The 26,316-nt window shown below is 48.9% G+C and carries 22 protein-coding genes; 16 read left to right on the top strand and 6 right to left on the bottom strand.

The genetic code is table 11. The features are described from left to right. Positions 1-14 precede the first annotated feature (14 nt). From dnaG to G477_RS0103275, 7 genes are all read left to right on the top strand, one after another. Entirely contained in the window at positions 15-1,823 is a 1,809-nt protein-coding gene (gene dnaG / locus G477_RS0103310; RefSeq protein ID WP_026696736.1) for a DNA primase, read from the top strand. Positions 1,824-1,849: 26 nt separating this feature from the next. Then, entirely contained in the window at positions 1,850-2,965 is a 1,116-nt protein-coding gene (gene rpoD, locus G477_RS0103305) for an RNA polymerase sigma factor RpoD (RefSeq protein ID WP_026696735.1), read from the top strand. 312 nt (positions 2,966-3,277) lie between these two features. After that, positions 3,278-3,823 carry a hypothetical protein gene (locus G477_RS0103300; RefSeq protein WP_026696734.1) on the top strand — a complete coding sequence of 182 codons (546 nt, stop codon included), beginning with the start codon at positions 3,278-3,280 and terminating at the stop codon, positions 3,821-3,823. A gap of 12 nt (positions 3,824-3,835) precedes the next feature. Continuing rightward, positions 3,836-4,555, top strand: coding sequence for a glycerophosphodiester phosphodiesterase (locus G477_RS0103295; protein ID WP_026696733.1), 720 nt, complete (start codon positions 3,836-3,838; stop codon positions 4,553-4,555). 152 nt (positions 4,556-4,707) lie between these two features. Further along, the gene (locus G477_RS0103290; RefSeq protein ID WP_026696732.1) at positions 4,708-5,076 is read left to right on the top strand and encodes a c-type cytochrome; all 369 of its coding nucleotides are present in this window, start codon (positions 4,708-4,710) and stop codon (positions 5,074-5,076) included. 252 nt (positions 5,077-5,328) lie between these two features. Continuing rightward, positions 5,329-6,033 (top strand): tRNA (adenine(22)-N(1))-methyltransferase, encoded by a 705-nt coding sequence (locus G477_RS0103280; protein ID WP_026696731.1) that lies wholly within the window; start codon positions 5,329-5,331, stop codon positions 6,031-6,033. Next, positions 6,030-7,145, top strand: a complete 1,116-nt coding sequence (locus tag G477_RS0103275) for a Nif3-like dinuclear metal center hexameric protein (RefSeq protein ID WP_035211065.1) — start codon at positions 6,030-6,032, stop codon at positions 7,143-7,145. Before G477_RS0103280 ends, G477_RS0103275 begins: the two co-directional genes overlap by 4 nt. Before the next feature lie 318 nt (positions 7,146-7,463). Here the strand turns inward: G477_RS0103275 and G477_RS0103270 are convergent, their stop codons facing one another. After that, positions 7,464-8,423, bottom strand: a complete 960-nt coding sequence (locus tag G477_RS0103270; protein ID WP_026696729.1) for a 4-hydroxy-3-methylbut-2-enyl diphosphate reductase — start codon at positions 8,421-8,423, stop codon at positions 7,464-7,466. A gap of 74 nt (positions 8,424-8,497) precedes the next feature. Further along, on the bottom strand, positions 8,498-8,977 hold the full coding sequence (locus G477_RS0103265; protein WP_026696728.1) for a CarD family transcriptional regulator: 480 nt from the start codon (positions 8,975-8,977) through the stop codon (positions 8,498-8,500). A gap of 222 nt (positions 8,978-9,199) precedes the next feature. On the opposite strand from G477_RS0103265, the gene G477_RS0103260 reads away from it, so the two are divergent. The 3 genes from G477_RS0103260 (at position 9,200) to G477_RS0103245 (ending at position 12,378) form a co-directional block, all read left to right on the top strand. Then, positions 9,200-10,501 (top strand): DEAD/DEAH box helicase, encoded by a 1,302-nt coding sequence (locus G477_RS0103260; protein WP_026696727.1) that lies wholly within the window; start codon positions 9,200-9,202, stop codon positions 10,499-10,501. Beyond that, complete coding sequence (locus tag G477_RS0103255) at positions 10,498-11,400, top strand: deoxyribonuclease IV (protein WP_026696726.1); 903 nt, start codon at positions 10,498-10,500, stop codon at positions 11,398-11,400. The genes G477_RS0103260 and G477_RS0103255 overlap by 4 nt, the downstream gene beginning before the upstream one ends. A 258-nt stretch (positions 11,401-11,658) precedes the next feature. Further along, a complete protein-coding gene (locus tag G477_RS0103245; protein WP_051287636.1) occupies positions 11,659-12,378 on the top strand; it encodes a lytic transglycosylase domain-containing protein in 720 nt (239 codons plus the stop codon). Between the two features lie 531 nt (positions 12,379-12,909). Here the strand turns inward: G477_RS0103245 and G477_RS0103235 are convergent. Together G477_RS0103235 and ppx are read right to left on the bottom strand one after the other, a co-directional pair. Then, a complete protein-coding gene (locus G477_RS0103235; protein ID WP_051287635.1) occupies positions 12,910-14,997 on the bottom strand; it encodes an RNA degradosome polyphosphate kinase in 2,088 nt (695 codons plus the stop codon). Positions 14,998-15,054: 57 nt separating this feature from the next. Then, positions 15,055-16,596, bottom strand: a complete 1,542-nt coding sequence (ppx, locus tag G477_RS0103230; RefSeq protein WP_026696721.1) for an exopolyphosphatase — start codon at positions 16,594-16,596, stop codon at positions 15,055-15,057. Positions 16,597-16,751: 155 nt separating this feature from the next. Here ppx and G477_RS0103225 point away from each other — a divergent pair, with 155 nt between their 5' ends. Genes G477_RS0103225 through G477_RS0103210 form a run of 4 tightly spaced genes read left to right on the top strand, consistent with a single transcriptional unit; the run spans position 16,752 to position 19,714 of the window. Then, complete coding sequence (locus tag G477_RS0103225; protein WP_035211062.1) at positions 16,752-17,567, top strand: metal ABC transporter ATP-binding protein; 816 nt, start codon at positions 16,752-16,754, stop codon at positions 17,565-17,567. After that, the gene (locus tag G477_RS0103220; RefSeq protein WP_026696719.1) at positions 17,564-18,427 is read left to right on the top strand and encodes a metal ABC transporter permease; all 864 of its coding nucleotides are present in this window, start codon (positions 17,564-17,566) and stop codon (positions 18,425-18,427) included. The genes G477_RS0103225 and G477_RS0103220 overlap by 4 nt, the downstream gene beginning before the upstream one ends. After that, complete coding sequence (locus G477_RS0103215) at positions 18,414-19,277, top strand: metal ABC transporter permease (RefSeq protein WP_026696718.1); 864 nt, start codon at positions 18,414-18,416, stop codon at positions 19,275-19,277. Before G477_RS0103220 ends, G477_RS0103215 begins: the two co-directional genes overlap by 14 nt. Next, positions 19,274-19,714 carry a Fur family transcriptional regulator gene (locus G477_RS0103210; protein ID WP_026696717.1) on the top strand — a complete coding sequence of 147 codons (441 nt, stop codon included), beginning with the start codon at positions 19,274-19,276 and terminating at the stop codon, positions 19,712-19,714. The genes G477_RS0103215 and G477_RS0103210 overlap by 4 nt, the downstream gene beginning before the upstream one ends. 1,052 nt (positions 19,715-20,766) lie before the next feature. Here G477_RS0103210 and G477_RS0103205 read toward each other — a convergent pair. Then, positions 20,767-21,348 carry a 5' nucleotidase, NT5C type gene (locus G477_RS0103205; protein ID WP_026696716.1) on the bottom strand — a complete coding sequence of 194 codons (582 nt, stop codon included), beginning with the start codon at positions 21,346-21,348 and terminating at the stop codon, positions 20,767-20,769. Between the two features lie 666 nt (positions 21,349-22,014). Then, a complete protein-coding gene (gene ispG / locus G477_RS0103200) occupies positions 22,015-23,124 on the bottom strand; it encodes a flavodoxin-dependent (E)-4-hydroxy-3-methylbut-2-enyl-diphosphate synthase (protein ID WP_026696715.1) in 1,110 nt (369 codons plus the stop codon). 257 nt (positions 23,125-23,381) lie between these two features. Here ispG and G477_RS0103195 point away from each other — a divergent pair, with 257 nt between their 5' ends. Then, complete coding sequence (locus tag G477_RS0103195; RefSeq protein ID WP_026696714.1) at positions 23,382-24,278, top strand: DUF1002 domain-containing protein; 897 nt, start codon at positions 23,382-23,384, stop codon at positions 24,276-24,278. Positions 24,279-24,827: 549 nt separating this feature from the next. Further along, complete coding sequence (locus tag G477_RS0103190; RefSeq protein ID WP_026696713.1) at positions 24,828-25,514, top strand: NfeD family protein; 687 nt, start codon at positions 24,828-24,830, stop codon at positions 25,512-25,514. Positions 25,515-26,316: the final 802 nt, after the last annotated feature.

The raw sequence follows: 26,316 nt of genomic DNA, 5'->3' as shown, positions 1-26,316 counted from the left end.
AGGTGGGAAAGCCGATGGCTGTACGTATACCTGATGAGACGGTGGCTGCGGTGCGCAGCGAACTTGATATTGTCGATATCATTTCAGACTATGTTCAACTACGGCGGCAGGGGAGGAATTTTTCGGGCCTCTGCCCCTTTCACGGCGAGAAAACGCCGTCTTTTTCTGTTTCACAGGAAAAACAGCTGTACTACTGTTTCGGCTGTGGTGCCGGAGGGGATGTCTTCAAATTTCTGATGGAGCACGATGGACTGAGTTTTGCAGAAGCAGTCGTCGAGCTCGGCCGGCGCACTTCTGTTGATATACCGGAAGAAGCAGCAGCGGTCGAAGAGTTGGAAGAAGAAGCTTCGGCCTGGTACCAGGGTCATGAGCTGGCAGCAAAGATGTATCACCACCTGCTTGTGTCTGCTCCTGAAGGCAGGAAAGCGAGAGAATACCTGCGGAGCAGGGGGTTTACGCGAGAAATGATCGATCGTTTCCAGATCGGCTACGCCCCCGACGCCTGGCAGTTTCTGACGGATTTTCTGGAGAAGCGCGGTTTTAGACCAGAGGATATGGTAGAAGCAGGGCTGCTCGGCGCGAGAGAGAGGGATGGTGGCGTCTATGACCGTTTCAGAGACCGGATCATGTTCCCTATATGGGATAAACAGGGAAATGTGATCGCGTTCGGTGCACGCGTACTGGAAGCCGAGCAGCAGCCGAAGTACTTAAACAGCCCGGAATCAAAAGTGTTCCATAAGGGGCGGCTTCTGTACTATTTTCACGGCGCGAGGCCTGCCATCAAGCGTCGTAACGAAGCTGTGCTGTTTGAAGGATATATGGATGTTATAGCAGCCTTCAGGGCGGGTATAGATAATGGAATAGGCGCTCTCGGAACATCGCTGTCTGAAGAGCAGGCTCGTATGATTCGAAGAAACGCTGATCACGTCATCCTATGTTACGATGGGGACCGTGCCGGCAGGGACGCAGCGTGGAAAAATGCAGAGATTCTGCAGAAGGCAGGACTTGGCGTGCGCATTGCGATGCTACCGGACGGGCTGGACCCGGATGACTATATTCAAGAGTACGGAAGCGAAAGGTTCACCGCCAATGTGACAGGGGAACCTTTGACAGTCATGGAATTTAAGTCGAGAGTGCTGCGGCAGGGAAAGAACCTGCAGCAGGAGTCTGGACAGCTTGAATATGTGGAAGCCATGCTGAAAGAAATCAGTCAGCTGCCCAAGCAGCTGGAGCAGGATTATTACTTGAGGCAGCTGGAAACAGAATTTTCTTTATCATATGATGCGTTGAAGCAGGAAATGAAGCAGTTGATGGAGAATAGAATACAGGCGCAGCCAAAAGCAGCCAAATCGATTCCGTCAAAACCGAAGCAGCAGGGCAGAAAAGTGCATGCAGCTGAAGTCAAGGCGGAAAGAGACCTTCTTACGATGATGATGCATTCAGCGGACGCTGCGCTCGACATCGAAGAACGGATCGGCGGACACTTTCAAAGTGAGACGTATCAGGCACTGGCAGCTCTTCTCTACAGTTACTATGCGGATGGAAAACCTGGAGATCCTTCAGGGTTTGTCCATTCCATTGAGGATCCTGAACTGCAGAGAGAAGCTGCTTCCCTTGCGATGGCTGACGTCGATATAGATTTAACAGAAGAAGGCATGAACGATTACGTGGAAGAAATCCTCTATCGTGGACCAGCAAGAAAACGGCAGCAGGAACTGCTCGAATCGATGAAGCAGACTGCTGATCCGGAAGAGAAGACCGCGTTGCTGCAGGAGTTTATTGAACTTCGTAAACACTCGCAGCCGGCTCGCGGTGATAGTTGAGCTGATTATGAGGAAGGAGGGATCGCATGGCTGAAAAACCAATCCGCCCCCTGGCGGAGGGAGATTTGACCATCGATCAGGTAAAAGAACAGTTACTGGAATCCGGGAAAAAGAGGGGTTCCTTGACATATGCTGAAATCACAGAGCGTCTGGGAGCTTTCGACCAGGACTCGGAACAGATGGATGAGTTCTTTGAATATCTGGGAGAACAAGGTGTTGAAATAATCAACGAGAACGAAGCTGTGCCGAGTCTGCAGCAGGTGGAAAAGGAAGAGGCGTTCGACCTCAATGATCTCAGCGTACCGCCTGGTATCAAAATCAATGACCCTGTCCGCATGTATCTGAAAGAAATTGGTCGAGTACCGCTTCTATCAGCTACCGAAGAAATTGATCTGGCCAAGCGCATTGAAGAGGGTGACGAAGAAGCGAAGCGTCGACTGGCTGAAGCCAACCTGCGTCTTGTCGTCAGTATTGCAAAGCGGTACGTCGGACGAGGCATGCTCTTTCTCGACCTGATTCAGGAAGGCAACATGGGTCTTATCAAAGCCGTAGAGAAATTCGATTACAATAAAGGGTACAAATTCAGTACCTACGCTACATGGTGGATCCGTCAGGCAATTACGAGAGCCATCGCCGACCAGGCCCGGACGATCAGAATACCGGTGCATATGGTGGAAACCATTAACAAACTGATCCGAGTCCAGCGCCAGCTGCTTCAGGATCTTGGACGGGAACCGACACCGGAAGAAGTATCCAAGGAGATGGATCTGACGCCGGATAAAGTCCGCGAAATCCTAAAAATTGCGCAGGAACCTGTGTCTCTTGAAACTCCGATTGGTGAAGAAGATGATTCTCACCTTGGTGATTTCATTGAAGATCAGGAAGCACTGGCCCCTTCCGATGCAGCTGCCTATGAATTATTGAAAGAACAGCTCGAAGATGTTCTGGATACATTGACGGACCGGGAAGAGAACGTACTGCGTCTCCGCTTTGGACTGGATGACGGACGCACCCGGACACTCGAAGAGGTTGGGAAAGTATTCGGAGTAACAAGGGAACGAATTCGTCAAATCGAAGCGAAGGCGCTCCGGAAACTTCGCCATCCAAGCAGAAGCAAACGTCTGAAAGATTTTCTCGAATAATCACGCGGCTGCCTGAATGAAAAGCTGCTGATCATAGAGGAGGCCGTCTCAAAAGATAGTTGAGGCGGCCTCTTTCTGCAGCAAGTAAACAGTATGCGTCTGTAGAGAAAGCAGTACGTACCGCAAGGCTCTGCTTATTTTTATTCTAAAGCCTTTTGCAGAGCGCTGAAAAAGAACAGCCGCGCCTCAGAAGAGATGCCAGGCAAGCCAAAAACAACCTGGAACTAGAACGCAGCCATTTCTCAAAACAGACTGTATTCAAAAATGGATGTAAGATATACTGGAAACAGCAGGGTTCAGGGGGGAAAGCAGATGGATGAGGAGAAACGAATCATCGTTAAAGAAATTCGGAAATGGCAGGAGAGCGGCCTGCTGCCTGAAACATACTGCCGCTTTCTGCTGAGTCTGTATCTGGAAGGTGATGAGGATCCTCTTCCGGAAGCCCAGGAAAAAAGCGGCGGCAGGAACAAGGCCTGGATCGGTCTCGGACTATTTTTGAGCATCGTTCTGATTTTGTTATTCACCATGCTTTTTGCGCTGCTGCCGGTCGACAGTCATCTTTACTTTCTTGGTGCGGCCTCTGTCGCAGGCGCAGCGGTTGCTGCTTTTTATTATCGAAGGGCATCTTCATTTGTGCATGTGTACGTGATCCTGACTGCTTTTCTTACTTTTTTTACGACTGTCACTGCTGCAGAACAGTGGTTTCCCGACAGCCGCACAGCACTGGGGACGAGCATCGCTCTGCTCAGCACCTCATGGGCAGCAGTCGGATGGACATGGCGATTTCAATACCTGCTGCTCGCCGGCATCGGCGGCTGGTTGATGCTCGGGATTTTTCTGCTCATAGAACAAGTGTAAATGGAGGAAGTCATGCATATTATCGGTCACCGCGGTTTTAAAAAAAAATACCCTGAGAATACGATGCGCTCCTTCCGTGAAGCAGCGGAGTTTCCTATCGAGGGAATCGAGTGCGATGTACATATGAGCAGCGATTTTGTTCCGGTTATTCACCATGATGCGACGCTGGAAAGAACGACTGACGGCTCTGGGCTGCTCGCCATGAAAACGTATGAAGAACTCCGCACACTCGATGCAGGAAGCATGACGGCCCCAGCGTTTGCCGGAGAGAAAATCCCCTCGCTTGCGGAAACAGCAGATTTTATCAAAGAAAAAAACCTGTGGTTTCATCTGGAGCTGAAAGAGCAGAAGCATGTGAGTGACGCTTATTTCATAAGTACCTGTCTAGAGATGCTGCGGGAGAGAATGATGCTTACTGAAACCGTGATCTCTACGTTTTGTCATCGATACCTTCGTGAAATTAAAAAGCAGCAGCCGTTAGTAGAAACGGCCATGCTCACAAAGACGCCTTTTCGCCGCGGACGGAAATATGCAAACAAAAACGCAGCGGATGGGATCCATATCCGTCACGGAATCCAGTCATCCATGTACTACAAAGCCTGGCGGAAGCAGTCGATCGTAGTCCGGGCGTATCATGTCCGCAAACATCACGAATACTTCCGCTGCAGACAGGCGGGCATCAATGGAATCATTACAGATGACGTAGAGAAAATGACGAAGCTCCGATTTTGATGATTCTGTGAACGCCTTCAATAAGAGCCGGCTCTTCAAGGGAAAAACCTTTTCATGCAGCGCGATTTCGTATACAATTAAAGAGGTACAGCATCTGCTGTCATATCTGGCTTTATCATTTTATTTTGAAAATGGCAAGGAGGTTACATAGTATGAGGGGATCACCGTTATATCCATTCGCCGCAACAGCTGTGCTGGGAGTTCTGGCGGTATTTGTTCTTTCTCTGGTTGGACTGAACGTCGCACCCGACGAAGCGGCTGAAAACGGAGAGAACAACAATAATGCAGAAGAGGTAGACTCGGACGACCCGCTTGAGCTCGGAGAGGCCATGTACGAGGCTGAATGTCTGTCCTGTCATGGCGGAGACTTCGAAGGCGGCACTGGGCCTGCGCTCGATGGGTACTCTGAAGATGAAATTCTTCAGGCAATTGAAGAGGGACCCGGCTCCATGCCTGCAGATCTCGTAACAGGGGAAGAAGCGGACGCTGTTGCAGAGTATATCGTAACAGAAACGGAATAGGTTTGAAAAAACAGGTGTCACCCTGATGGAGACACCTGTTTTGTTATAGGGTAAACATAAACGGCATGTTAGTTTAAACGACGACGGGATACTCCTGCAGCCTTCTATCCAAGAGCAGCTTTATCCTTTTGGTCTGGAGTGATGGTACTCCCCGGCTCCTTGTTCAATATGCTTCCTAACAGCTGACCGCCCAGCAGTACTTTCTGTCGCGGCTTCTTGTTTAATAAGAAAAAAAGGTTGAAGGTGATCATTATGAACGGCAAAAGATTATCAAAAAGACTGGAAGTCACGGCCTCCTTTGTTCTGAAGGAGGGGACTGTAGCAGATATCGGCTCAGATCATGCCTACCTTCCTATTCACCTGACTGCGCATGATCTCTGCGAGTACGCTATTGCAGGGGAATTGAATGAGGGGCCGCTGCAATCAGCTATTGAAAAAATATATGCAAATGAACTGGAAGACCGAGTGGAGGCGCGTCTCGGAAACGGCCTGGAAGTGCTGGAAGGACGCAGAGCGGATACCGTTGTTATTGCCGGAATGGGAGGGCCTCTTATTGCGAGCATCCTCAGTGAAGGCAAACAGTATCTCGGAGGAGTCAAGCGGCTGGTGCTGCAGCCGAACGTAGCCGCAGATCAAGTCCGCAGATGGCTCGACGGTCATGGCTGGATCCTGTTTGACGAGGAAATTCTCGAAGAAGATGGTCATATTTACGAAGTGCTTGCAGCCGAACCGGAGGGGACCTCTCCGTACACGGAAGCGAAAAAGGAGCAGCAGCTCTGGCTCGGGCCGTACTTGATGGAGAGAAAACCTGCGTCCTTTCGGATGAAGTGGAGAATGGAATACGATCAGCTCAAGCGAATCCGGGCACAGCTGCAGCTTGCGTCACAGCAGCTGGCACAGGAACGAGCAGCAGAACTGGAGAAAAAAATGAGCTGGATCGAGGAGGTATTAACATGAGCATGCACGCCCAGACGATCATTCAGACATTTGAGCAGTTTTCTCCAAAACACCTCGCTGTGGAAGGGGACCGGATTGGCCTACAGGTCGGTACACTGAAGAAACAGGTATCGAAAGTGATGATCACCCTGGATGTCCTGGAGCCTGTCGTTGATGAAGCAGTGGAAAAAGGGGTGGATTTTATCATTGCCCATCACCCGCTGCTATTCCGGCCGATAAAACAACTGGATGTGTCGACCTCTTACGGAAGAATGATCGAAAAACTTATAAAAAATGAGATCACCGTATATGCCGCTCATACGAACCTGGATGCGGCACCGGGAGGCGTAAATGACTTAATGGCTGACGCAGTCGGACTGAAAAATACTCGTGTCCTCGTTCCAACAGGAGAAGATCCATTAAAGAAACTGATTGTATTCGTCCCAGATTCCCACGCGGATCACGTTCGCGAAGCAATGGGGGATGCGGGAGCCGGACACATAGGCAGTTACAGCCACTGTGCATTCACAAGTGAAGGCCGAGGCGCGTTCCGCCCTGGTGAGGGGACCAATCCTTTCATCGGTGAACAGGGGAGGCTGGAACGGCCGGAGGAAACAAAGATTGAAACAGTGGTACCCGCTTCCATCGAAAAGAAAGTCATTCAAGCGATGAAAAAGGCCCATCCATATGAAGAAGCTGCGTTTGATTTATATCCGATGGATGTCCCTGGCGACGTTTATGGTCTGGGCAGAATCGGAGAACTCGAGGAAGCCGTAACGCTGGACGCATTTGCTGACCACGTAAAAACAGCTTTTGGCGTCGATGGGCTGCGTGTTGTCGGTGATGGCAGCCGTCTCGTCAAAAAAGCCGCAGTGCTCGGCGGAGACGGAAATAAATATACGATGACAGCTCTGCAGAAAGGGGCGGATGTCTATATAACGGGGGACTTGTACTTTCATGTTGCTCATGATGCCTGGATGGAAGGGTTGATGATGATAGATCCCGGCCATCATGTGGAGCAGATCATGAAGCAGGCGACGGCAGACCGCCTGGAAGAGGATCTTGCGGACCAGAAAGGGTCGGTAGATATTGTCACATCCGAACTGAATACAGACCCGTTCCGTTTCAAATAATGCGGCAGCAGGTCAGCTAATGCAAAGGCAGGACCTGTAGGGCGCTGTTCCACCTGGAGGAGCTCCAGCACAGCAGGTGACTGAGACGAAGTTGGTCTGTCTGTGCCGCTGTATAACGATGGATGGAGGGGTGCTCACTCCGCCTTGCATGTACGGAAGGAAGACATGAAAAGAGCCGACAACCAGTCAATGGTCGTCGGCTCTTTTTTACTGTATTTGCAGCATGCGCGTCGACATGTGCACGGCGGATAGGTTTCGTACTCCGCATCCTGCATGATGTTCAGGACAGCCTGAACGTTTCGTAAGAATCACGGGTGATCAGGTCGTCTGCTCCCTTTTTTTCTTACGAATCTTCGGCAGGATTTTCGTCAGTTTCACAGTACTCGTCGTATCCCATGTATGGGGATCATCTTCATCAAACTGTTCAATAAAACGAATCACTTCTTTTGTAATCAATGTCGGAGTGGAAGCACCGGAAGTAACGGCGATTTTTTTCCGTTCTTTCAGCCATTCCAAATTAATATCATTCACGTTGGAGATTCGATACGCTTCTGTTCCCGCGACTTCCTTGGAAACTTGAGCCAGACGGTTCGAGTTGTTACTCTTTGGATCTCCTACAACGAGCAGCAGGTCGGCTTCTCCAGCCTGCTCGGCTACAGCTTCCTGACGTACTTGGGTTGCATTGCAGATTTCATTATGAATTTCAGCATGCGGATACTTTTCGGAAGATGCTTTTATCAGATGATTAACATCCCACTGACTCATCGTCGTCTGGTTCGTGATAATGATTTTATCGGATTGAATATCGAGCGCCTCAATGTCATCCATGTCCTCGACGAGATGAACGATATCGGGTGCAACGCCGACAGCTCCTTCAGGTTCGGGGTGATTGCGTTTGCCGATGTAGATGAACTCATAGCCCTGATCTTTTCTTCCGCGGATCAGGTCATGCGTCACGGTCACATCCGGACAGGTAGCATCAATCGCCGTCAGTCCTTTTTCATCCGCAAGCTGACGGACCTCCGGTGAGACACCGTGGGCCGTGTAGATGACGGTTCCTTTTTCGACTTGCCTGAGGATGTCCAGACGGTTCTCTCCATCCAGCGTGACGACACCGTCTTCTTCGAAAGCATCGGTTACGTGCTTGTTATGGACAATCATACCAAGAATATATATCGGGCGCGGCAGATCCGGGTTGGTGGCTGCTTCCTTCGCCATTACCATAGCATCAACAACACCATAGCAGTAGCCCCGCGGGGAAATTTTCATTACTTCCATACAGTGGAATCCTCCTCGAAATATCGGTCTGCTCTTATTATAGTATGGATTGCTCCCATAGACAAATGTGTGTTTCAGACTCCTGAAAGGGATTGCTGCAGCTCTTTTTCTGCTTCCTCTTTCGAAATCTGATAGGAGAGCATGATCTCGCTCAGCAGCAGCTTTCTTGCAGATTCGAACGTTTTCTTTTCTTCGACATGGAGACGGTGTTCACTGCAGTTTTTGCAGTGAAGTTCATGATAAAGGTTCATGCAGGTTTCTACAGATCCGGTGTCCAGCCGGGTATCCCGTCGGCGGGAAGGTTTCTCGTAGGATTCCGGAACTTCTCTCGTATGCAGTTTTTCCAGGAGGACGCTGAGCGTACCGGGTTCGGTGACAGGCCGCAGGCTGGAGTCGTGAATCGTCTGTTCAGGGAGCATCAGGGTCATCTCCTGCATAGGAAAGTACACAACAAGATACAGCTCTTCTTCTTCAATAAAGCTTTTTTTAATGATTTCCGTGATTGTTCCCGCACCGTGCCCGGGATAGAACACAGAATCGCCGGCTTCAAACATAGTGATGCCTCCATTCGTTAAAAAGATGAGTTGGTTTTAAAGCAGGACTGCTCTCCCGTCATTACAGGAAGCAAATACTGCCATGCGAATCGAATCAGTCTACACCCATCATATCACAGATGCTGGAAAAGCTATAACGAAAACCCCTGCATGCTAGGCAGATGCAGGGATTCATGCTAAAATTAAAAGTTGGATTAAGGCACAATAAAAAGGATGATCGATATGAAACATAATTTTGAACGATTCAATATCGGCAGTCATTTAATCGAGCGGCTGCAGGAGCATAAAATTGAAAAACCTACGGAAATACAGGAACGTATCATTCCTTCCGTGATGCGGGGGATTGACGTTATAGGGAGATCACAGACTGGTACGGGCAAAACGCTGGCGTTTGTACTGCCGATTCTCGAAAAATTGGACAGTTCTGTGCAGCAGACACAGGCTGTCATCGCTGCACCAACGAGAGAACTCGCTGTCCAGCTGATGGAAGTGTTCCAGGCATATGCAGATGATCAGGTGCAGATGCAGCTGATTGTCGGAGGCACAGATCGTCAGCGGATGATGGACAAGGTAGGGAACCGTCCTCACCTTATCATTGGAACGCCGGGACGTATCCGGGATATGGTTCAGGCCTCTGCGCTGGAAACAGCGTCGATTCAGACATTTGTTGTCGACGAGGCAGACCAGATGCTCGATCTTGGTTTTCTGGAAGAGGTCAATGAGATTGCTTCTTCCTTGAAAGGGGATGTACAGCTGCTTGTATTTTCCGCCACAATTCCGGAGAGTCTTATGCCGTTTTTGAAAAAATACATGAAGCAGCCGAAGCAGGTGGAAGTACAGCCGGACCAGACGGCTCCTGAAGCGATGCAGCACTGGCTCGTGTATGACAAAAACCGCGATCGGCGGGAGGTGCTTTTAAAAGTCACGGAACGACTGAACCCGTTTCTCGCAATCATCTTTGTCAACACGAAGGAATTTGCTGAAGAAGTATATCAGGATCTCCTGGACCGCGGATATAATGTAGACCAGCTTCACGGGGATGTCGCTCCGAGAAAGAGAAAGAAAGTGCTGAAGAAACTTCAGGATGCAGAAGTTCAGTATCTGGTCGCAACGGACTTGATTGCTCGCGGTATTGATATCACCGGTGTCAGTCATATCATTAATGCTGAAATACCAAGTGAACTTGAGTATTATGTCCACCGCGTCGGCAGAACAGCCCGCGCCGGCTGGGATGGCACAGCGCTGACGATATACGGAAGATCGGATGAAGCTTCCATTGCCAAACTGAAAAAACAAGGGATTCCCTTTATTTATAAAGAATTCCGCCGGGGCGGATGGCAGACAGTGGAAAAGCGTGCGGATCAGAAACCGACGGACAAAGGTACCATCATGCCACCGAAGAAAAAAACGACGAAAGTGAAACCGGGATATAAGAAAAAGGCCCGCGCAGAAGCAGAACGAAAGCAGCAGCGGGATCGACGTCTGGAACGCAGACGGACGAAAAGCAAAGGGGGCAGAAAATAATGCTGTTGGGTTCACACGTGTCCATGAGCGGCAAGAAAATGCTTCTTGCGGCAGCAGAAGAAGCAGCATCTTATGGAGCAGACACTTTTATGATTTATACTGGTGCACCTCAGAACACGAGGCGTAAAGCCATCGAGGACTTGAACATTGAGAATGGCACGCAGTTTATGGAGGAACACGGCCTCTCTCATATTGTGGTGCACGCTCCCTATATTATTAACATCGCCAACACGGTAAAGCCGGAAACGTTCCAGCTTGGGGTCGATTTTCTGAAGAGTGAAATCGACAGAACCGAAGCCCTTGGATCGAGACAGATTGTCCTTCATCCAGGTGCTCACGTCGGAGCGGGAGCCGAAGCGGGAATTGACAAGATTGCCGAGGGGCTGAATCAGGTGATAGACCCCGATCAGGATGTACAAATCGCTCTCGAAACCATGGCCGGCAAAGGGTCGGAGTGCGGCCGGACATTCGAAGAAATCGCAGCCATTATTGACAAAGTAACCCATAACGACAAGCTGTCGGTCTGCTTTGACACCTGTCACGTGCACGATGCAGGGTATGACATTGTCCATGATCTCGAAGGCACGCTGGCTCATTTTGACCGCGTCGTGGGGCTGGACCGGATCAAAGTGGTGCACGTCAACGATAGTAAAAATGAGCGCGGAGCCGGGAAAGACAGGCATGAGAACATTGGATTCGGCCACATTGGTTATGAGGCACTCGAGCGCATCATCTACCACGAGGCTTTCTCGGACCTGCCGAAGATTTTGGAGACACCTTATGTAGGAACGGATAAAAAGAACAAGAAGCCTCCGTACGCCAGAGAAATTACCATGCTGAAACAAAAGCAGTTTGATGAGGATCTGAAGGAAGATCTGACCGCAGAAGCGGACAAATAGAAAAAAATAAACATGCTGCAGAACATGCCGCCCGGGCGCATCCGGAGCGGCATGTTTCATTGTGTTGACCAGCAGCGGTGTTTATTCGACATCGTGACCGGGTATGTGAAAACAGTGGGGCGGAAGTCCTTGACGACGGAAGCGCTGTCAGACAAAAGCCTTGATAAGCCGTGCTGGGAGCTTGCATTTATGCGGGATTTCCTATAGTATTGCTTATTGGAATTTATAATTCATTTCTAACTAACTAGGAGGATGAGAATGCGTTTATCATTCTTAACGATGTCTGCAGCCGTACTGTTTCTCAGTACAATTTCTATTCTGCTCGGATCAGACTACGTCAACACACAGTCGGAGATCGAAGAGCTGGAAATGGAGCAGGCAATGGACTCAGGTGATTTTGAACGTTCACTTGATGGATTCGGCACGCTGCAGCAGGAAATTGATGCACTCCCGGATGGATATGAAGTTTCAGCAGGTATAGACTGGACTCGAGCTGAAGAAACAGCAGCTCACATATATGAGGACAGCAGTGGTTTGTTTAAGAAAGACTGGGGGCTGCTCCTGGATCTTGAAGCTCAAAGTAAAGGGATAGATCCTTATATTGTTTATGAGCTGCTGCGTGTAGAAACCGGCGACACGTTCGATCCGGAACTTGTCGGCCCGGAAACCAAGTACGGTCACGCTTACGGTCTCGCTCAGTTTATGAAAAATACGGGCCCTTGGATTGCAGAGAAGGCAGGACTGACTTACGAACATGATAAGCTGTTTGACCCTCATTACGCGATTCAGCTGTCGGTTACGTACCTGGACTATCTCCATGACCGATTCGATGGGGACTGGGATCGGGCGCTGACAGCGTATCACCGTGGTATTGCTGGAATGAATGCCTACGTGTCGGAAAACGGTGGAGCGGACAGCTGGTACGCGGTCGATATACAGGAAAATGCTGAAATGACAGCTTCTGCTAGAGAAAATTAAGCGAATGTGCTCCAACGGAAAATGACCCTCACAGTAACAACATTAACGGGGCTGAGTAAAAAAGTGCTGAATAAGTAAAAGACGCTTCCAATGATCCCGAACGGATCGTTGGAAGCGTCTTGTGTGTTCATGACAATAGCGTAACCCGCTATGGCTGGCTTTCTCTGCGATGAGTGCAGAAGCTCTGTCCTGTCTCACATGTTACGCTGCTTCTTGCCGGCACGCCGGCGAGAGACAGCAGCGTGCAGCACGTTAAAAATGGCTTCTGCATCGACAGTCAGCCGTTCCATTTCTTTCTGTAAAATCAAGAGGTGCTGTTTCGGGAGCTCGTTGAGCGGAAGACGGCGGTCCCTTGGGTAAAGCAGAGGTCGAAGCGATATCCCCGCCAAAGTATGGCAATCAATCTACCTGCTGCAAGAGGCCCTCACCAACGAGGATGAGGGCCTCTTTTTTTCGTTTTTATATCTGCTCTCTGCAGAGCGCTGAGCGTGCAGCAGGTTGTCCAGGCAAGAAAGGAGGAGGAGAGGAGGGTCAGCTGTCTTCCTGTTTCAGCGCTGCTTTTGTTCGGAAGATATCCTGACTGCTCAGTGTTGCCTCGCTCTCTGCATGCACGTAAGAATAGGAGCCATCCGTATTCATGATTCTGGCCTTCGTATTATCAGCAAGCGATATATCGAGGACTTCTTTGACTCGATCTCGGATGTGTTCCTCATAGACAGGGAATACGACTTCAATACGTTTTTCCATGTTCCGCGTCATCCAGTCTGCAGAGGAGAGGAAGATGCGCTCCTCGCCACCGCGGTAAAAATAAAAGATCCGGCTGTGTTCCAGAAAGCGCCCGAGAATGCTGCGTACGGTGATGTTATCACTAATACCGGGGATACCCGGCTTCAGGCAGCAGATCCCCCGGATGATCAACTCGATAGAAATACCGGCACAGCTTGCTTCATACAGTTTCATGATAATCGGCTTATCGGTCAGGGAGTTCATTTTAACCATGATTCTTCCACCGCCGTGGGTTTGATGAGAAGCGATTTCCTCGTCGATCTGATCGATAAATGCTTCTCTGATTTCAAACGGTGACGCAGCAATTTCCAGCCATTCAGGTTTGCTGCTGTATCCGGAAAGATAGTTGAAGAAGTTGGTGGCATCCACTCCGAATTCGTATCTCGTCGTCAGCATCCCCATGTCTGTGTAAAGTTTCGCAGTCGAATCGTTGTAGTTGCCTGTCCCGAGATGAACAAAACGTTGAATTTTTTCATCTTCATGTCTGACGATGAGCGTGATTTTGCTGTGCGTTTTCAGTCCGGTGATGCCATAGATGACGTGACATCCCGCTTTCTCCAGCTGTTTGGCCCACTGGATGTTGTTTTCTTCATCGAAACGCGCTTTCAATTCAACGAGGACAGTGACTTGTTTGCCGCGTTCTGCGGCTCTTGCCAGTGCAGCTATGATAGGAGAGTCACCGCTCACCCGGTAGAGAGTCTGTTTGATAGCAAGTACGTTAGGGTCCTCTGCCGCTTGATCCATCAGGTCGATAACCGGCTGAAACGATTCATAAGGGTGATGGAGAAAGATATCTGATTTCGTCATAGCACTCATGATATCTTCTTCTTCCAGCAGGTCTTTCGGGGGCTGGGGGATCGAGGTTTCATAGACTAGATCTTCCCTGTAAGGTTTCATCTGCTCGTAGAAAGCAAACAGAAAACTTAAATCAAGCGGACCGTCGAGTTCATACACATCATCATCTTCCAGTTCAAGTACGTCCTTCAGCAGCGAGAGGACATTGTCATCCATTTCCCCTTTTTTCATTTCAAATCGGACGGCCGCTCCCCATTTCCTCTTTTTCAGCTCTTTCTCAATTTCTCTTAAAAGATCTCTCGCTCCTTCTTCATGGATGGTTAAATCCGCATTGCGTGTAATGCGGAACTGGCTGATCGAATGGACATGAAAGCCGTGAAACAAGTGCTGAATAAAAAGGCTGATGATGTCTTCAAGCAGGACGAATCTGGAATAATCCCCATCGACAACGGGAACAGCTCTGGATAAAACAGAAGGGACCTGAACGATAGCAAGACGGCGTTCTCCCTCCTGTTCAAGCACCACGGCAAGGTTCAGACTTTTATTGGAGATCATAGGGAACGGCCGGTAAGCGTCAATAGCCAGGGGAGTCAGCACCGGCAGGATATAATTCTTAAAGTGGTAGTTCATCCGCTCGTAATCGTCCCCTTGAAGATCTGAGGCTGACACAAACTCGAACCCGGCCTCGGCAGCCTCAGGAAGAAGCACATGCTGATAATGTTCATACTGCGAATCCACGAGAGTGTGGTTAAACGCAGCGATGCGGCTCAACTGCTGCTTCGGAGTGAGGCCGGTTTTATTTTCGGGTTTATTAAAACCCGCGGCTAGCTGATCTTTCAGTCCGGCTGCACGAACCATAAAAAATTCATCCAGGTTGGAACTGAATATAGCATGGAACTTGAAGCGCTCCAGCAGCGGATTCAACGCATCTTTCGACTCCTCCAGAACTCTCTCATTAAAACGAAGCCAGCTCAGTTCACGGTTATGGTAATACTCCGGGCTGTCGAATGTGTTCATCTGATCACCTGTACTTCCCATCTGTTTAATAACTGCTTGTATACAGTGTTACTATAGCAGAAGAATGTTAAGCCCGTGTTAAGATTCAATCGGATGAAAAACGAGTTCAATATTCCTTTTCAGCGGGCGTTCGAGATGTTTTTTATACTTGGCAGCTTCTTCTGCTTCGAAAAACACGTCGCCTTTGTGATAGATGTGGAGGTGGACGTCGTTCTCATCTACTTGACCGAGCTCAATGTGACTGACGGGATGCTGCTCGGAAACATTGAGTGCATCACAGAAACGAATAACTGCACCGAGGAGCTCGTAGGTTTTCAGCTCCTTTTTGGGCACCCACTTCTTAAATGGTTTGGCAAACTGCTTCAGCTGCGACTTGGATTTAAAGGAAGAAATAAAAGCAACGGCCAGCCGCTGCATATGAGATAGACCGTCAATCGACTGATTCGTGATTAAGTAAAATGTATGCTGACTCTTGGATTCACTGTGAACAGCCCGGCCGAGGTAGAAAACGTTCGCTCCAAGACGCAGGAGATGGGCATCATGTTTGTCCAGCTCAATCAGTCCTTGATTCCTTAGTTCGTCAGCGAGATAGGAAGCCAGAATCGAGACCTTTTTCTGATGCTCTGTGTTGAGCCGGTAGTGGTTACTCAACTGATAGAAACTTTCTTCTTTTACATTCGGAAAATGTGTCACTTCGATTGTGCTGAGCATCTGTTCATAAAACAATCCGTCCCGGAGACCGCGGTTGCTGACAACGAAGCTGTCGGATCCGGATTCTTTGACCAGCATCATCATCGCTGCCGCTGCCGGTAGAATGATGTCTGCGCGATCTTTGGAGAGTCCATCAAGCTTCTCTCTCTTTTTCAGGGACATACTCATCAAGTCATCGATGGTTTCTTCCATGTCTTCTTTCTCCATCGTGTACTGGTGAAGGCCGGAGAGGGGGTAGGCTGTTTCCTGCTGATGCACGAGAGCCACGTTCCGCGCTGAACCACCGATCCCGATCACAGGGACTTCCTTGTCGTCTATCCAGCCGAGTGAACGGTAGGACTCTTTAATGAAGCGGGTCATATTCTTCCATTCAGCCGATGTCGGTGTATCCCCTTCAACAAACTGTTCTTTCAACGTTAAGGCACCGAAAGGAAAGCTGTGGGAATGTTTCAGTTCTCTATTTTGAAAGTACGTAATTTCGGTACTGCCGCCGCCGATATCGATCGTAAGCCCTTCCTGGAGGTCGGTAGAATTGGTGACAGCAAGGTAGCCGTAATACGCTTCATCTTCGCCGCTCAGCACTTCAAACGGGAATGCCGAGTGCTTCTCTACTGCTTCCATAATTTCTTCCTGGTTAACAGCATTTCTGACAGCCGCAGTAGCAGCACCTCGCACACTGTCAAGCGAATATCCCGACGTGACCTTTTCGAATTGTTTTAACGTATCGAGAATGACCCGAATGCCTTCCTGGCTCATTCTTCCTTCCTCATCAATATATGTACTCAGTCGAGCGGAAACTTTGAGATTCTGCGTTTCGCTGAAACAGGCGTATTCATCTACCTCATAGATGACCAGCCTGATGGAGTTCGATCCCATATCGATAATACCGATCTGCTGTGAAGCTGACATAGTTGTCACACCTTTCTGTTTTCTACATTATACATGTATCACGCCTTTCCTGTATACGTGGAGGAGCGCATCCGGTTTACATTCCTGAGGGAATATTCTATACTAGATTAAGTATATAAATCGTAATGATTACTAATGGGAAAGAAGGGATAACAGTGTCCCAGAAAGAAGTACTTCGTTTAGAAGGCATTGACTTCGATTACGGCTCGCAGCAGGTGCTGGAAGATATACATTTACATGTCGAAGCTGGATCTTTCTTAGGTCTCGTCGGGCCTAATGGATCCGGTAAATCCACAATGATGAAATTGATTCTCGGCCTGATGAAACCGGACCGCGGAGAAGTGTCTCTGTTCGGTACACCCGTACAGTCTTTCAAAGACTGGAGCAGAATCGGCTATGTATCGCAGAAAGCTAACAGTTTCAACAGCGGCTTTCCGGCAACGGTGTTTGAGGTTGTATCCATGGGGCTGTATGGCAAAATCGGACTGTTCCGCTTTATCACGAAAAAACATAGGCAAAAAGTGCGGGAAGCAGTTGCTCAAGTTGGTATGTCAGACTATTTAAACCGGAGCATCGGGCAGCTCTCCGGCGGACAGCAGCAGCGTGTATTCATTGCAAGAGCGCTGGTCAGCGAACCGGATCTGCTTATTCTGGATGAGCCGACTGTCGGCGTGGACGCGCAGTCCGTGCAGAACTTTTATCAACTGCTGAAATCCTTGAATCAGGATAACGGTATTACGCTGATTCTCGTCACCCACGATATTGGGGCCATGACGGACTATGTGACGGATGTAGCCTGCCTGAATAAATGCCTGCATTTCCACGGGGGCAGACAGGAGTTTGAGGATAACCAGGATACGATGATGCAGCGGATGTACGGGACGGATGTGCACGTCCTTGATCACAACCACGATCACGACCACCACCATCATCATCATGATCACGATGATATTAAGGAATTACAAAGATGATCGACGTATTTTTACAGTATGATTTTCTACGATATTCTTTTTACACGTCCGTGCTGATCGGGTTTCTTGCTCCCATTGTAGGTGTTTTCATCGTTGTCCGACGGATGTCACTGATGGCGGATGCGCTCTCCCATATTACGTTGACCGGAATTGCCTTCAGTCTGCTTCTCGGAAGGCATTTTTCTCTGTTTGCAGGAGCGAATCCTGTGTATATGGGGATGGTTTTTGCGGTGGGAGGGTCGATTCTGACCGAGAACCTGCGCCGCACGTACCGGTTTTATCAGGAAATTGCGATTCCGATTATCCTCTCTTCTGCAGTAGGAATTGGAGTCGTCTTTATCTCGCTCGCCGATGGATTTACGACCGATTTGTTTTCCTATCTATTCGGCAGCGTGTCTGCGGTGTCTGAAGGTGATTTCCAGATGGTCCTGCTGTTAACCGGGGCAGTCAGTCTTCTGCTGCTTCTCTTTTACAAGGAGTTGTTTTTCCTCAGCTTCGATGAAGAGCAGGCTGTCGTATCGGGACTGCCGAAGCAGTGGATGCACTTTCTATTTATTATTATTACGGCTGTCGTGATTGGGTTATCCATGCAAATCGTCGGGATTCTGCTCGTCTCTGCGCTCATGACGCTTCCAGTGGCGGCGGCCATGCGGCTCGCTTCCTCATTTAAGCAGATGTTTATTTATTCGGTGCTGATCGGTGAAGTGTCTGTTATGAGCGGACTGGTGGCGGCATTTCATCTCGACACCGCTCCTGGAGGGATGATTGTCGTCATCAACATTCTTCTTCTGCTTATCATTCTCGGGATAACTTCAGCTGGCGGAACGATGCAAAGGAGGGGAAGGCGTGGAACTGCTTGAACAATTAACGTTTCTTGAAAGAGGCATCATCGCCGGACTGCTGATCGGATTCACGGCACCGCTCATCGGTGCGTTTCTGCTCGTGCGCAGAATGACGATTATTTCCGAAGGCCTCTCCCACGTCACATTAACCGGTATAACAGCAGGGGTCTTAATGATCCAGACTGCGGCGTGGCTCGAATGGGTCAACCCTTTGTATACCGGGCTGTTATTTTCGCTCCTCGGCTCTCTGGCGATCGAAAAACTCCGCCAAGTATACAAACATTTCTCTGAGCTGGCCGTTCCGATCATTTTATCCGGAGGCGTAGGGGTCAGTGCGGTGATGATCAGTATCGCTGCAACGAGCTATACAGAATGGTATAATTATTTATTCGGCAGTATCGTGACTGTGTCATTGAACGACCTGTTTTTCAGTCTGGGTGTCGGGGCAGCGGCCCTGCTTATTCTAGGGCTGTTTTATAAAGAACTGCTCTCGCTTTCGTTTGATTCTGAGTTTGCAGCTGCCTCTGGCATTCCGGCCCGCCGATTGAACTTCATCTTTTCACTGCTGATTGCGCTCGTGATCTCGATGTCGATTATGATCGTTGGTATCCTGCTCGTCGGAGCGCTGATCACCCTGCCGGTAGCAGCGGCGGTTCTATTTGCAAAAAGCTTTCGTCAGGTGATGATTCTTGGTATCCTATTTGGAGAGGCTGCCGTGATCGGTGGTATTATCAGTTCTTATTATTTAAATGTTGCTACTGGCGGCATGATTGTGCTGACAGGAGTAATCCTGCTTGCTGGAGCCGTGCTGGTACGCCGGCTGATGGATATTTTCAGCAGCAGCCGAAAGGAGGAGTCCACAGCATGAATGTAGATGAAGCGATGGGACGCCTGAAAGAGAAGGGATACAAGTATACAGATAAAAGACGCGATATACTGCAGCTTTTTTCAGATGAGAGTCGTTACCTCGGTGCAAAAGATGTGCTTGAATCGATGCAGCCGGTGTATGACGGGATGAGTTTCGACACCATTTATCGGAATCTTTCTTTGTTCACCGAGCTGGGTATTCTCGAGGCCACAGAGTTGAACGGGGAAAAGCGGTTCCGCTTTACGTGCAGTGTCAACGAACACCACCACCATGTGATCTGCCTGGAATGCGGGCGGACGAAACACATTCATCACTGTCCGATGGATGATGAGCCTGTTAAAGCAACGGGCTTTGATGTGGTCGGTCATAAATTTGAAGTGTATGGTTATTGTGGTGACTGCCGTACTGCTGCGGAAAAAACAGCAGAGCAGGTCTGACGAAATCGTTTATTCACCGCCGCTGGCTTGTTCAGCGGTTTTTTTCGTTCGTAAGAGATAGAAGTGTCATAGAAAAGGTTCTAAAATAAATGTTGGGGTAGAGGTTCATGTCCGCGGCATCTTTTCTTCCGTTTCAGGCGGACGGCGCTTGATCCCTCTGGCGTCACCGCCCTTCAATCCTGAAAAGGGTTCGCTTTGTTTCTCTTTTTAGCTCTGTTATCGTTTGTTGTTGATAATGACAGAAAACGCCGCTGCAACTCGGCAGGCTTGCCGTGGAGGAAATCTCCAGCTTCCTCGGTCTTACGCCCTGCGGGAGCTTCCGATCTCCTTCTTCCACAGGCGTCCGCCGGTCTTCGCTGCGTCCTTCTGAAAGAAAAGAAACTTTTATGAAACGGAGCAAGCCCAGGCTATTTTTGAGACGCCTGCGGATAAAGAAAGCGTGAGATTCTCCCGGACGTAAGGGAGGGAGAGCGGAAGGATGTCTCCGCGGCAGGCGAAGAAAAAAGAGCCGCAGGCGTACTTTTGTTATAACAACACTAGGCTTTAACAAAGCCTTTGGTGAAGCTCGACTAAAGCTTGATGTTGTTACTTGATGATAGTAATGATAGGCGGAGACGCTCAAGGGATAAGCGCAGTCCGATAAATCTCCTTCGCTTCGCGAAAGCGCGTGGAGGACAAGTCCCGGAGCAAGCGTTCGCCGAAAGCGGAAGGAATCAACAACGAACGATACATAGCCTTCTTTTTAAAAAATCCTAGGTGCGCCATTTGAAAAACGTCTGAGCATTCTTGAGCCTGTTCAACATGTGAATGAGAACGATAGAAAACCGACTTTTCAACCAAAAGCGTGCCGCATTTGGACGCGTGAGCGGGAGTACAGCAGAGAACGGTGCTGACAATATTAACAGCAGCAGGGATATGGATGGGAGCGCACTGCGATTTTCCGTTCAGAAACAAGGACGCCGAATAAAAACGGCGTCCTTGTTTCTGTATCAAAGCTGGAAATGCCGGCTGCTTGTTGTTTTTTGGGGCCCGGGTGCCAAAAGAGGTGTCCCTCAGCGCTGTGCTGCCGGCTGAAAGAGCTGTTCAGTGATATGGCGGGCTTCCTGCCAGGTTGCTGCTCGGTATACATTGTCCGGAACAGTCATCTGGTTGTAGGGAGTTTCCATAAGGACAACCGGAATCCGGCATTCTTCTGCAATATTTACGGCATTGTCGTGCTTATCTTCAAAAAAGATATCCACTTTGTTGCGGCGGACGGCCTGTAATTTATCATGCTGGCCGAGCAGTTCGATGTGATCATACGGCACTTCCTGGTCTGTAAACCACTGCTGCGTTACATCAAACAAGTGATCCGGGCGTGCACTGATATAGTAAAGTTCAAAATGATGTTGCCACTGCTGCAGGGTCTGCTTCGCAAATCTGGCGAGAATCGAAGAACGGTACAGCATCGTTTCATGTTCTTGCATCCATGTCCAGAACGTCTGCTGGCTTACACCCAGCGCTTTCGTCAAGTCATACTCTTGAATGTCATCGAGCGTCAAGTTTTTATTGAAATGTTCATTCAAATGAGGAATGAACGTTGCGGGATCGGTAACCGTCCCATCAATATCGATACCAAATCGGTGATTTCGCATAATCATTGCCTCCTGTTGCTGTCTATATAGGCGATATTATCTCATACATACAGCAGAATTTACACCTCCTGGAGGAACTTTCAGGTGATGAGCCCTACACGTCGGGCAGAAACTAAGTCTGTCGGCATGGGGGATGACAGCAGAGCCATCTGCCCTTGTGTCGTATGTACCAAACAAAGCACTCGGAGAAAAATGGATCTCCCTGAGAACAAAATAAACATCTTGTGTGCTGTTGAAGGAAGACCACCATCGGCAGAACGATCTAATTCGTACGATACGTTGGAAACATTAAGATGTTTCGAAATTTTTAAGTTATAAGAATGGATAGATTCTCATCGAGGGAGACGGCTTCTTCGTGCGCTGCTCAAGAAGAAGGCAGGATTCCATCTTCCCTCTAAGAACCAGGGTTACACTGTTGTGACCAAAAGGCGCTTCGGGCTTTTGGTCACTAAAAATCGAGAACGTTCTTTCCTTAAGAATGTTAGGGGAAAGAGGATAAGCTAGTGGTAAAAGCAGCAGGTATCCCGTCCGTATGCGTTCGCCGCTCGGCGGATGTTCTGCCGGCGGGAGGCGGTGAATCACTTTGGGATACGTAAAGCCCTCACCAAAAATGGTGAGGGCTTCTTAAATTTCTGCTTTTGTCCCAGCAGGAGGGTACAGAACATGTTAAGCGTTCTGTTCTTGCTCTTCACGTTGTTTTTTATAATGTTCTTCCGCAAGTTTGTCGATTTCTTTCTTTAACTCTTCGACCATCGTTTCTTCAGGAACTTTACGGACTGTCTCCCCTTTCATGAACAGCAGACCTTCCCCTCGGGCGCCTGCAATACCGATATCGGCTTCTTTTGCCTCACCGGGTCCATTGACGGCACAGCCGAGAACAGAAACCTTGATCGGTGCGTGGATGTTCTGAATATATTCTTCGACCTCATTTGCAATACTGATCAGGTCAATCTCAATTCTGCCGCATGTCGGGCAGGAGACGAGGGTTGCTGCATTAGCGGCAAGCCCGAAGCTCTTGAGAAGCTCTTTCTGTACTTTAATCTCTTCTACCGGATCCGCCGAAAGGGAAATTCTCATCGTATTTCCGATGCCCTGATTCAACAGGACGCCGAGGCCGGCGGAACTCTTAACGGTACCTGCGAAGAGTGTACCGGACTCTGTAATACCGAGGTGGAGTGGATAATCGAAAGCTTCAGCGGCTTTCTGGTACGCTTCGACAGCGAGGTGAACATCGGATGCTTTCATTGACACGATAATGTCATAAAAGTCCAGATCTTCAAGTATCTTAATGTGGTGAAGGGCACTTTCCACCATACCTTCCGCCGTCGGATAGCCGTACTTATCGAGAATTTTTTTCTCCAGGGAGCCGGCGTTTACGCCGATTCTGATTGGAATGCCTTTCTCTTTCGCTGCGTTGACAACAGCTTCGACTTTCTCACGCCGGCCGATATTACCCGGGTTGATTCGGATTTTATCAATTCCGCCTTCAATCGCCTTCAGCGCCATTTTGTAATCGAAATGTATATCTGCCACAAGAGGGATGTTGATCCGTTTTTTAATTTCAGGGATGGCTTCAGCATCTTCCATGTTTGGACACGCTACCCGGACAATTTGACAGCCGGCTTCTTCCAGCCGGAGTATTTCTGCAACAGTAGCTTCAACATCGTGCGTCTTGGACATGGTCATGCTCTGCATAATGACTTCGTCTTTGCCGCCGATTGTTAATGGACCGACTTTGACCGGTCTCGTGTTTTTTCGATGTGTCATTTCGCTCATGCGTCATCATCGCCCTTTCTTCATTCGAGCAGTAAAAGCTTCATTCTATATTGTAACAACGAGCATACCAGGATACAAGCAGAACCGCTTCGATTTCCACAATTAACAATGTTTACATCCTGCAGCGGCCATATTAGAATAAAAAGCGGCACTGCAGGCACGTGATGCAGGAAGACAAATTTTCGACTGTGTGAAACTTTTCTCCACATATCGTCGACAAAGAGAGTGCAGTGGAGACAATAAGGAGTGATAGGTTCATGAAAATAGCGATGAAATCATTTATAGTGTTTTTAGCAGTACTTATTTTTACTGGCAGTACAGCGGCTGCTGATGCGGTCCCGGGAGAAGAGATCGTCACACTCGGTGAGGATCTGAATCCAGAACAGCGTGAAGAACTTCTCCAGGAAATGGGAACAGCGGAGGGAGAAGTAGAAATCATTACTGTCACGAACGAGGAAGAACATCAGTACCTCGGAGATTATATTGATGCATCCGTGATTGGAAGCAATGCTCTTTCTTCGTCAAAAATCACCATGCTGGAAGCGGGCGAAGGCGTCAATGTCGAGACAAACCGGATAACCTGGGTGTCTGAAGGTATGTATGCCAATGCACTGATTACGGCTGGCGTGGAAGATGCCGACGTCTATGTTACTGCGCCATTTGATGTTTCAGGTACTGGAGCATTGACCGGCCTGATTAAAGCCTACGAAAGTTCATCCGATGAAGATATCCCGGAAGAGCAGAAGCAGGCCGCCAATGAAGAACTCGTTCGCACGGCAGAGCTGGCGGATGAATACGGCGTAGAAGATGCAACGGAACTGATGACGAGAATTAAAGAAGGAATCGCAGAGGAAGACATTGAATCGGAAAGTGATCTCAGAGATCTCATCCGCCGTCTTGCGGAGGAAATCGGTATTGATCTGACTCAGGACGAAGAGGACAGCCTGGTTTCTCTATTCGAACGAATCCGTGGGCTGAATATCGACTGGGATCAGGTGAGAACGCAGCTGGACTCCGTCCGGGGAAATATCAGTGATTTTGTTCAGAGCGATGAGGGACAGAGTATTATAGAAGCCATTACGGACTTCTTCAACTCCTTGATCGACACAGTCATGAGCTGGTTTAATTCCGGTTCTGACAATCCGGAGCAGTAAGAGTCCACGTATATAGCAAGCATCATGTCATTTTTGGAGATATCGGTCTGATGACCGCCCTGCCGGGATATACCGGCAGGATATTTTTTTAGATGATAAGAATGTATAAGTTTTCGGTTCTAAATTATATGTTGGAGTAGAGGTTTATTTCCGTGGCATCTTTTTTTCGTATCAGGCGGACGCCCGCCAAGGGGATGCTGCCTGAAACGATCTTCGCTTTGCGGGGAGGATGTTCGGACGGCGCTTGATCCTTCTGGCGTCGCCGCCGCGCGTTGCGAGGGAAAAAAGAAGTTCCCTTTTTCCCTTCGAAAGCCTGCGGTTTCGGCCGCTGCTCAGAGACAGTGGACAGGGGTTTCCCCGGAGTATCCTGCAGCGATGTTGACCGCAGCTCTCTACATAAGGTACTCTGCGGTTTTGTTTTCCTCAGCTTCATCCGACGCGGGATAGAAAGAAATCAGCTGAAACTTTTTTTTCGGTAGTTCGTACGTGATACAAAGGCGCTACTTCTGGTAAACTGGAAGTGTAAGCGGATGAGAGGGAGTGAAAAGAATGGAACTACTGGATAGTGCCGTTTTTGGTTTCTTTGTTATATTCCTTGCGACGCTCTTTATTTTCGGAGAAGTAATGGTAAGAGTGAAAGGACTTTTCGCTGTTATCGGGATACTTTTGATGACGCTCTACTTTTCTTACCATTTAGGTGCAGCTGACGGTACGTGGGTGATTATTCTGTATGCAGTGGGTCTGGCACTGATTGTATTTGACGGGAAAGTAACGACAGACGGGACGATTGCTGGCATCGGTGTACTGCTGATGGTGTTTGGTCTCGCGATTCCTGCACCGGATCTTGCCTATGGATTTATGGTGGCAGTAGCATTTCTCATTGCCGCACCTTCATCCTATTTATTTACGAAAGTATTTCCTTCCAGAACGCTGTGGGAAAAAATGCTTTTGAAGGACAGGTTAACAGGTGAAGACGGCTACAATTCGATGAATGATTCCTACAAGGAGCTTGCAGGAAAAGAAGGCACAGCGATGACACCATTTCGACCGACTGGAACTGTGGATATCGATGGGGAATTATACAGTGCAACCACCGATAATCAATGGATCACAGAAGACACGAAAGTCCGCGTTGTGAAAGCAGATGGAACGAGAATTCTCGTCACGCCGATCAGCAGTGATGAGGAGAAAAAAGAAGATCAGCAGACAGAGCAGTCCCGCGCTGATCAAGCTTAAGTCTGCTGCTGCATAAAAATCAGTCGGCTGAAGCACTGGTTCCACATGATAGATCGAAATAATGTTCAAAAGAACGCCTCCGATGATCCAGGACGGATCGTCGGAGGCGTTCTGTCTGCATGGACGAATCATACGCTGGTTAGGACGATCCGTTTTCGTGAACTCAGGTTCTAAAATACATGTTGTGGTAGAGGTTCATTTCCGTGGCATCTTTTCTTCCGTTTCAGGCGGACGCCTGCCAAGGGGCGCTTGATCCCTCTGGCGTCGCCGCGCTTTCCTACTGATAGAGGTTTCGTTTTGTTTTTCTTTTTCGCTCTTTTCCTGTTCATTGTTGATACAAGGGTCCTTCCTTTCAAGTCGGCATGCCTGTCGTGGTCGAGCTCCTCCGCTTCGTTCTTGCTTTGCAAAAGAAAAGACAGAGATGGTTTCTTTCTCCCATTTTCTATCAAAAAAGCGTAGGCAAGGCGATGTTTCGAGACGCCTGCGGAAAAAGAAAGCATGACGATCATCCCGGACGAAAGGAAGGGATAGCGGAAGGATTTCTCCGCGACAAGCGAAGAAAAAGGAGCCGCAGGCGTCCTTTGAAAAATGTATGAGCATTTTGAGCCTGTTCAACATGTGAATGAGAACCTGAACTCAGGGGCAGCTCGAAGGGTTATGCAGCTGTTGAAGCATTTGGTCAATGAGGCGTTGGTGCCGCCGCACAGGAAGAAGCCGCCTTTATCCTGCTATGACATGTTATGCTTTCCTGCGGAGTGAAAAGAGTGGGGGAAACCTCTTCGGTTTGAAGCTGTCGGATGAA

It is taken from the genome of Alkalicoccus chagannorensis DSM 18086 (assembly GCF_000429725.1).
Taxonomy (GTDB): Bacteria; Bacillota; Bacilli; order Bacillales; family Salisediminibacteriaceae; genus Alkalicoccus; species Alkalicoccus chagannorensis.
This window is presented reverse-complemented; position numbering and strand designations above follow the sequence as displayed.